The organism is Enterobacter sp. CM29, from assembly GCF_013179605.1.
Lineage (GTDB): Bacteria > Pseudomonadota > Gammaproteobacteria > Enterobacterales > Enterobacteriaceae > Enterobacter > Enterobacter intestinihominis.
In genome coordinates this window covers 1-7,542 of sequence record NZ_JABMCU010000210.1, presented here as the reverse complement: position 1 = coordinate 7,542, position 7,542 = coordinate 1, and the positions used below count along the sequence as shown (strand labels likewise).

Annotated in this window: 6 protein-coding genes and 2 pseudogenes; 2 read left to right on the top strand and 6 right to left on the bottom strand. The window is 57.9% G+C overall.

Going from position 1 to position 7,542, the window contains the following annotated elements:
- The 4 genes and pseudogenes from HP459_RS19710 to pdxB all read right to left on the bottom strand — a co-directional run.
- Positions 1–340: pseudogene (locus tag HP459_RS19710) on the bottom strand (hypothetical protein); the annotation flags it as partial.
- Positions 341–368: 28 nt separating this feature from the next.
- The gene (gene truA / locus HP459_RS19705) at positions 369–1,181 is read right to left on the bottom strand and encodes a tRNA pseudouridine(38-40) synthase TruA (protein ID WP_001286071.1); all 813 of its coding nucleotides are present in this window, start codon (positions 1,179–1,181) and stop codon (positions 369–371) included.
- A complete protein-coding gene (locus tag HP459_RS19700) occupies positions 1,181–2,194 on the bottom strand; it encodes an aspartate-semialdehyde dehydrogenase (protein WP_032623846.1) in 1,014 nt (337 codons plus the stop codon). Before HP459_RS19700 ends, truA begins: the two co-directional genes overlap by 1 nt.
- A gap of 67 nt (positions 2,195–2,261) precedes the next feature.
- Positions 2,262–3,398, bottom strand: a complete 1,137-nt coding sequence (pdxB, locus tag HP459_RS19695; protein WP_023306650.1) for a 4-phosphoerythronate dehydrogenase PdxB — start codon at positions 3,396–3,398, stop codon at positions 2,262–2,264.
- Positions 3,399–3,509: 111 nt separating this feature from the next.
- On the opposite strand from pdxB, the gene flk reads away from it, so the two are divergent.
- Complete coding sequence (flk, locus tag HP459_RS19690; RefSeq protein WP_046619052.1) at positions 3,510–4,514, top strand: flagella biosynthesis regulator Flk; 1,005 nt, start codon at positions 3,510–3,512, stop codon at positions 4,512–4,514.
- Between the two features lie 87 nt (positions 4,515–4,601).
- Here the strand turns inward: flk and HP459_RS19685 are convergent, their stop codons facing one another.
- Together HP459_RS19685 and fabB are read right to left on the bottom strand one after the other, a co-directional pair.
- Positions 4,602–5,780 (bottom strand): MFS transporter, encoded by a 1,179-nt coding sequence (locus HP459_RS19685; protein ID WP_017692989.1) that lies wholly within the window; start codon positions 5,778–5,780, stop codon positions 4,602–4,604.
- 68 nt (positions 5,781–5,848) lie between these two features.
- Positions 5,849–7,066 (bottom strand): beta-ketoacyl-ACP synthase I, encoded by a 1,218-nt coding sequence (gene fabB / locus HP459_RS19680; protein ID WP_022648859.1) that lies wholly within the window; start codon positions 7,064–7,066, stop codon positions 5,849–5,851.
- Between the two features lie 158 nt (positions 7,067–7,224).
- On the opposite strand from fabB, the pseudogene mnmC reads away from it, so the two are divergent.
- Positions 7,225–7,542, top strand: a pseudogene (gene mnmC / locus HP459_RS19675) (bifunctional tRNA (5-methylaminomethyl-2-thiouridine)(34)-methyltransferase MnmD/FAD-dependent 5-carboxymethylaminomethyl-2-thiouridine(34) oxidoreductase MnmC); the annotation flags it as partial.

Sequence of the window (7,542 nt, the reverse complement as noted above, 5' to 3'; positions counted from 1 at the left end):
AATAACTGCGGCGGAAAATCTTCGAGTCCGGATTACTGAACAACCGCTCGCCAAACACCCGCCCGATAGTGTAGTTGACCGCATCACCAATAATCGCGGCGATGATCATCAGGACGACCATCAGGTGGACATTCAGGTCATTCGTTGGCAGTGCGGATAACGCGCCCGCCACGAACAGCAGTGAATCTCCCGGCAGGAACGGCGTAACCACAAGGCCGGTTTCACAGAACAGAATGAGGAACAGAATGGCGTATACCCAGACGCCGTACTGCGCGACCAGCTCCGCCAGGTGAACATCAATGTGCAGGATGAAATCAATCAGAAAACGTATTACGTCCATATTGTCTAAGCCCTAATTGCGCCTTTGTTTAGTCCGCTAAAAACAGCGGGCCCATTGGCGGTTTTGGCAGGTCGAACCGGTCCGGGTAATCCACCGAAACCAGATACAGACCTTCCGCTTTCGCCGTTGCTGCCGCAAGCGTTCTGTCCTTCGCTGCCAGCAGTTCTGCAATCCAGCTCTCCGGCTGGTGTCCGGCGCCCACTTCCATCAGGCTGCCTACAATATTCCGCACCATATGATGTACAAAGGCATTGGCTTTGATATCCACCACCACATACGCGCCATAACGACTGACGTTAATGTGCATGACGTTACGCCACGGCGTACGGGACTGACACTGCACCGCACGAAACGACGTAAAATCATTCTCTCCAATCAGACACTGCGCCGCACGCTGCATACGTTCTGCATCCAGCGGTTCATAAAAATGCGTCACGCCCTGGCTTAACACCGCCGGGCGCAGGCGCTGGTTGTAGATGACATAACGGTAGCGCCGCGCCGTCGCGCTGAAACGCGCGTGAAAATCATCCGGCACAGCTTTCACCCAACGCACGGCAATGTCACCAGGCAAATTCGCATTTACACCCAGCGTCCAGGCCGCGTCTTTGCGCACGGCGGTGGTGTCAAAATGCACCACCTGCCCCGTGCCGTGAACGCCGGCATCGGTGCGGCCCGCACAGAAGACGCTTATCGGTTCATTCGCCACCTGAGAGAGCGCTTTCTCCAGCTTCTCCTGGACGCTGCGCACCTCATTCTGCCGCTGCCAGCCATAGTATTTACTGCCATCGTATTCAATGCCGAGGGCAATTCTGTGGACCGGCTTTTGTTCCACATCTGACATCAGTACAGATACTCCTGCACCAGTTTTTCCGCGATTTTGACCGCCATCAGCGCGCCGCCAAAACGCACGTTGTCGGCAACGGACCAGAACTGCACCTGCTCAGGCATACCGTAATCGTTACGCACGCAGCCCACAGAGAGATGCGCGCTGCCGGTAGCGTCGCCCACCTGCGTCGGGAATTCGCTCTCTTCGGACAGGACAAGGTCCTCACCGCGGCCAAACGCGTCGCGGGCTTCTTCAGCCGCCAGCGGACGCAGGGCTTCAAACCCGACCATCTGCGCGTGGCCGTAAAAGACCGGAGACTGCACGACGTTCGCGGAGATCATCAGACCGTCATCCTGCAGAATTTTGCGTGCTTCATCGACGATACGACGCTCTTCCCGCACCGAACCTTCACGATCCGGCAGCAGCGGCAGCATGTTGAACGCCAGCTGGCGGCCAAAGAAATCATCTTCGTCGATCGGGATACCGTTCAGCAGCTTCGCGCTCTGCCCTGCCAGTGCGTCTACGGCTTTTTTGCCGTTAGCGGAGGCTGACAGCAGGCTGGTCACGGAAATACGCGACAGGCCACCGTCGTCGATCAGCGGCTTCAGCGCGGTCAGCAGCTGGCTGGTGAGGCTGTGCGGTACTGCAATGATATTGCGGTTGCGGTAGTCAGCCAGCACAAACGGGTTGACGTCCGGCACCACCAACGGCACATCCGGCTCCAGGGAGAACAGACCGCTCAGGTCGATCACCAGACAGCCTGAATTGGTCGCTTCTTCAATGTAGGATGCCGTGGCTTCCGCACCTGCGGCAAAAAACGCCAGCTGAGCCTGTGTCCAGTCAAACGCGGCGGCATCCTGCACCATCACGGATTTCCCGCCGAAACGCAGATGTTCTCCTGCGCTGTCGGTACGCGCCAGCGCGTAAATGTCGCCCACCGGGAACTGACGCTCAGCAAGGGTTTCAAGCAGGGCTTCGCCCACGGCGCCAGTGGCACCCAAAATGGCAATGTTCCAGCCTTCAGACATGGTGGTTTACTCCAGAAATAAAAAAGCGTCCCTGCCGGAATATCCGACAGGGAGCATTAAGAAGACATTAACGTGCCGGGTGGTGAACGGCGTTAAATCCCAGCTGATGCAACAGCGCCGCCGCGGGGGCGTCATCGCACATCACATACAGGGAGGACCACTCGCGGCGCTCAAGGTAATTTTTGCGCAGCTTGTCAAACTCACCCGGAATACCCGCCACTTTACGCAGCAGCGCGTCATCGCGGCGCACATCATACACCAAATGCACCAGTCTTTTCAGCGTTGCCTCATCCAGCGGTCCATGAAGGGTAATGCGACCAAATTCCGGGGCGGGCAGCAGCGTATCCAGCGCTACCTGCTGCGGATGGCCGATAAAGGCGCTGTAAGCCTCAAACACCTGGGTTGTGCCACGCGCTTTGCCTTCAAGGGTATAACCCGCGATATGCGCGGTACCCACGTCCACCTTATTCAGCAATGCGACGTTGAGATCCGGCTCTGGCTCCCAGACGTCCAGTACGACGCTAAGATCTTGACCCTCGTCGAGACATGTCAGCAGCGCCGCGTTATCCACCACCGGTCCCCGGCAGGCATTTATCAGAATAGTGCCAGCCTTCAGACGGCGGATCAGCTTTTCGTCGGCCAGGTGCAGAGTCTTGTACGGCCCTTCTTTAAAGAGCGGCGTATGGAAGGTGATGACGTCGCACTCGTCGACCAGCTCATCCAGCGTGCGGAAATCGCCCTCATCGCCGTTATCCTTACGCGGCGGATCGCACAGCAGAGTGCGGATGCCCCAGGCTTCCAGACGCTTTTGCAGACGTCCGCCCACGTTGCCCACACCCACAATCCCGACGGTGCGGTCTTTCAGCGCAAAACCATCGCGCTCGGCCAGCATCAATAGCGAGGAGAATACATATTCCACGACGGCAATGGCGTTACAGCCTGGTGCCGCGGAAAAACCAATCCCCGCCTGCTTAAGCCACTGGTCATCCACATGATCGGTCCCGGCCGTTGCCGTCCCGACAAATTTAACCCCTTTGCCGGTGAGCAGCGCCTCATTTACTTTGGTCACCGAGCGCACCATCAGGGCGTCTGCATCGTCCAGTTCGCTGACCGGAATCGGGCGACCAGGGACAGCCTTAACCTCACCCAGGCGGCTGAACAGCTCACGGGCGTAAGGCATATTTTCATCAACGAGGATTTTCACGTCTGAGTACCTGTTTGAGAGGAAGTAAACCTGCCAAGTGTGCCATAATCTCGCCGCCGGGCATATATCTCCGCCCGGTTACGCAGAGTTTGACTTTAAGGATTTTTGACGATGCAGCCCATTTCAGGTACGCCTCCGCGCCCTCCGGGTGAAGGCCCCGTAACGCCCAACACGCCAGGCGAACAACCGCTCTCCACGCAGCAACGCACCGTACTGGAGCGTCTTATCACGCGTCTTATTGCGTTGACCTCACAGCAAAACGCAGAGGTATGGGCCGGCGTTAAGCACGATTTGGGCGTCAGAAACGATGCGCCGCTACAGTCGCGCCATTTCCCTGCCGCCGAACAAAACCTGAACCAGCGTCTTACCAGCGCACAGCAGCAACATACTACCCGCCAGATTATCTCGCAGCTGACCGAGCTGTTGGGCCAGGGGAATAATCGTCAGGCGGTGAGTGATTTTATCCGTCAGCAATACGGTCATACCGCCCTGAGCCAGCTTTCGCCGGAACAGCTGAAAACCGTGTTGACCCTGCTGCAAAGCAATCAGCTTTCTATCCCGCAGCCGCAACAGCGCCCGTCTACAGAACGGCCATTGCAGCCTGCGGAGCATAATACGCTCAAGCAGATGGTCACTAAGCTGGCTGCCGCCACCGGCGAACCGACAAAGCTTATCTGGCAATCCATGCTGGAACTTTCCGGTGTGAAAGCGGGCGAGATGATCCCGGCAAAACAGTTTACCCATCTGGTCACCTGGCTCCAGGCGCGTCAGACGCTCAGCACCCAGAGCGCTCCGACCCTGCACAGCGTACAGGCGGCACTGAAACAACCGCTGGAACCGCACGAGTTCGATATGATCCGGGATTACGCCCAGCAGAGCTGGCAGGCGACACCGCAAACCGTGCTGACCACCGCGCAGGTACAGGATTTACTGAATCAGATCTTCGTTCGCCGCGCCGAGCGGGAAGGCGGCGTGCCGGAGGTAAGAAACATTCAGCCGATCTACAACCCGCTGTTTGCCCCCGTTGTTGACACGTTCAAGACGCTTTCTGCCCGTCCGGGATTGATGTTTATCGCGTTGGTGATTGCGCTGGCGATTTTCTGGCTGGTTGCGTGAGGATTTGCCCGGTGGCGCTTCGCTTACCGGGCCTACAACGGCTCGAATAGTAGGCCGGGTAAGGCGAAGCCGCCACCCGGCAAAAAACTACGACCTGCGAAACGCCACCAGCGTCACCACAATCCCCACCACCGCTGACACCGCACCGGCCAGGAAGACGGACGGGTAGCCAAACGAGGTGGCTAACACCCCGGCCAGCGGCCCGGTGATGCCGTAAGAGATATCCTGAAACGCCGCATAGCCGCCCAGCGCCGTGCCGCGCACCTGCGGAGCCACGCGCTTCACCACTTCAACGCCAAGCGCCGGGAAGATCAGTGAGCAGCCGCAGCCGGTTAACGCCGCACCCAGCAGCGCAACGGATGCGGACGGCGCCTGCCAGAGCAGTACCAGACCCACGGTCTCAATGACCAGTGACGCCACCGCCACCTTCACGCCGCCAAAGCGATCCGGCATCCAGCCAAACAGCACGCGCATCAATACAAACGCGCCGCCAAAGGCCGTCAGCGTAAAGCCCGCCATCGCCCAGCCGCGGCTCATGAAATAGAGGGAGACAAAGGTACCAATAACCGCGAAGCCTACCCCCTGAAGCGCCAGCCCAAGCCCCGGTTGCCAGATTTGCCCCACCACGCTCCACAGCGAAGGACGCTCGCCTTTATGGGCGGGCACCTTGCGCACCGAACCGTTAAACGCCCACGCCAGCAGCGGTAATACCATGGTGGTGCCTGCCAACGCCGCAAAACCAAACTGGCTGTGGATCAGCAGCCCCAGTGGTGCGCCTGCCGCCAGCGCGCCGTAAATCGCCATCCCGTTCCAGGACATCACTTTTCCGGAACGCGCAGGTCCCACCAGCCCCATTCCCCAGGTCAGGGTGCCGGTCAGCAGCTGGCTTTCGCCAAAGCCGAGGATCAGGCGCCCCGCCACCAGCAGCGCGAATTTATACGCTGCATCTATCGGCAACAGCGCCGCCAGCAGCCAGGCTCCCCCCGCCAGCCCGCAGGCAAACATGCCCTGCAACGCCGAGCGTTTTGCGCCGTGCTGATCCGCCAGGCGACCGGCGTAGCCCCGGGTTAAAACCGTCGCTAAAAACTGAATGCCCACCGCAATACCGACCATGGTGTTGCCATAGCCCAGCTCCTGGTGAACGAACAAGGGGATCACCGGCAGCGGCAGACCAACGGTCATGTAGGTCAGAAACACCGCAAAGGCGATGCGGAAAAGGGAAAGGTTCCCGGAAGGAGCGCTCTTCTCAGGGGTAACAGCCTTCATGCATAACTCCGTGTTCAGGCATAAAAAAAGGGAGCCGCGTGGCTCCCTTCTACTATATCTTCAAACGCTTACGCTTTCAGCTTACGCATCACCAGCGTGGCGTTGGTGCCGCCGAAACCGAAGCTGTTGGACATAACGGTCGTCAGCTCACGTTCGGTGGTTTCGGTCACGATGTTCAGGCCTGCCGCCTGCTCGTCCATCTCGTCGATGTTGATGCTTGGCGCGATAAAACCGTTTTCCAGCATCAGCAGAGAGTAGATCGCTTCCTGCACACCCGCCGCACCCAGAGAGTGACCGGTCATGGCTTTGGTTGCAGAGATAGCCGGACTGTTGTCGCCGAACACTTCACGGATCGCACCCAGCTCTTTCACGTCGCCTACCGGCGTAGAGGTGCCGTGAGAGTTCAGGTAGTCGATTGGGGTATCAACGCCGTGCATCGCCATCTTCATGCAGCGCACCGCGCCTTCGCCGGATGGAGCAACCATGTCAGCGCCGTCAGACGTTGCGCCGTAGCCCACGATCTCAGCGTAGATGTGCGCGCCACGCGCCAGCGCGTGTTCCAGCTCTTCAACCACAACCATACCGCCGCCGCCAGCGATAACAAAACCGTCGCGGTGTGCATCATAGGTACGGGATGCTTTGTCTGGCGTTTCGTTGTATTTGGTGGACAGTGCGCCCATCGCGTCGAACTCACAGGCCATTTCCCAGCCCAGCTCTTCGCCGCCGCCAGCAAATACGATGTCCTGTTTGCCCAGCTGGATCTGCTCAACCGCATTACCGATACAGTGTGCGGAGGTCGCACATGCAGAGCTGATGGAGTAGTTCACACCGTGGATTTTGAACGGCGTTGCCAGGCACGCGGAAACCGCTGAACCCATCGCTTTGGTCACAACGTATGGACCGACCGCTTTCAGGCCGCGCGGGCTGCGCATGGCGTCAGCACCGAACACCTGAGCTTTAGAGGAACCGCCGGAGCCTGCAATCAGGCCCACGCGTGGGTTGTTCTGGTAAGCGTCTTCGCTCAGACCAGAATCCTTGATCGCTTCCTGCATGGAAAGATAGGCGTAGATAGAGGCATCGTTCATGAAACGAACCACTTTACGGTCAATTAAACCGGTGGTATCCAGTTTAACGTTACCCCATACGTGGCTACGCATTCCAGAATCTTTAAACTCTTCAGAGAAAGTGATCCCGGAGCGTCCTTCACGCAGAGATGCCAGGACTTCCTGCTGGTTATTACCGATGCTGGAAACGATGCCCAGGCCAGTAATCACTGCACGTTTCATTCAATACCTCTGTAAGTCGCACTATAAAAAGTTTCGAGTCGCACAATAGCGTACACTTGTACGCCGAACAAGTCCGATCAGCGATTTTCTGTGGAAATTTGCACCGATGGGCTCACATCGCTAAGATCGTGCCACTGCCTGTCGGACGAGTAACTTACGTGAAACAAAACGCCATACAACCTGCCAACCTCGAATTCAACGCTGAGGGTACACCTGTTTCCCGAGATTTTGATGACGTCTACTTTTCTAATGATAACGGACTGGAAGAGACGCGCTATGTCTTCCTCGAAGGAAATCATCTCAGCACCCGCTTCCCTGAGCATCCGCGCAGCCTGTTTGTCGTCGCGGAGAGCGGTTTCGGCACCGGGCTGAATTTTTTGACCCTCTGGCAGGCCTTCGATCAGTTTCGCGCTGCACACCCCGAAGCTACCTTACAAAGATTACATTTCATCAGTTTTGAAAAATTTCCGCTTACC

Coding starts and splice junctions, on each gene's coding strand:
- truA (WP_001286071.1), bottom strand. CDS start 1,181: ATGTCAGATGTGGAACAAAAGCCGGTCCACAGAATTGCCCTCGGCATT.
- flk (WP_046619052.1), top strand. CDS start 3,510: ATGCAGCCCATTTCAGGTACGCCTCCGCGCCCTCCGGGTGAAGGCCCC.
- fabB (WP_022648859.1), bottom strand. CDS start 7,066: ATGAAACGTGCAGTGATTACTGGCCTGGGCATCGTTTCCAGCATCGGT.
- HP459_RS19685 (WP_017692989.1), bottom strand. CDS start 5,780: ATGAAGGCTGTTACCCCTGAGAAGAGCGCTCCTTCCGGGAACCTTTCC.
- HP459_RS19700 (WP_032623846.1), bottom strand. CDS start 2,194: ATGTCTGAAGGCTGGAACATTGCCATTTTGGGTGCCACTGGCGCCGTG.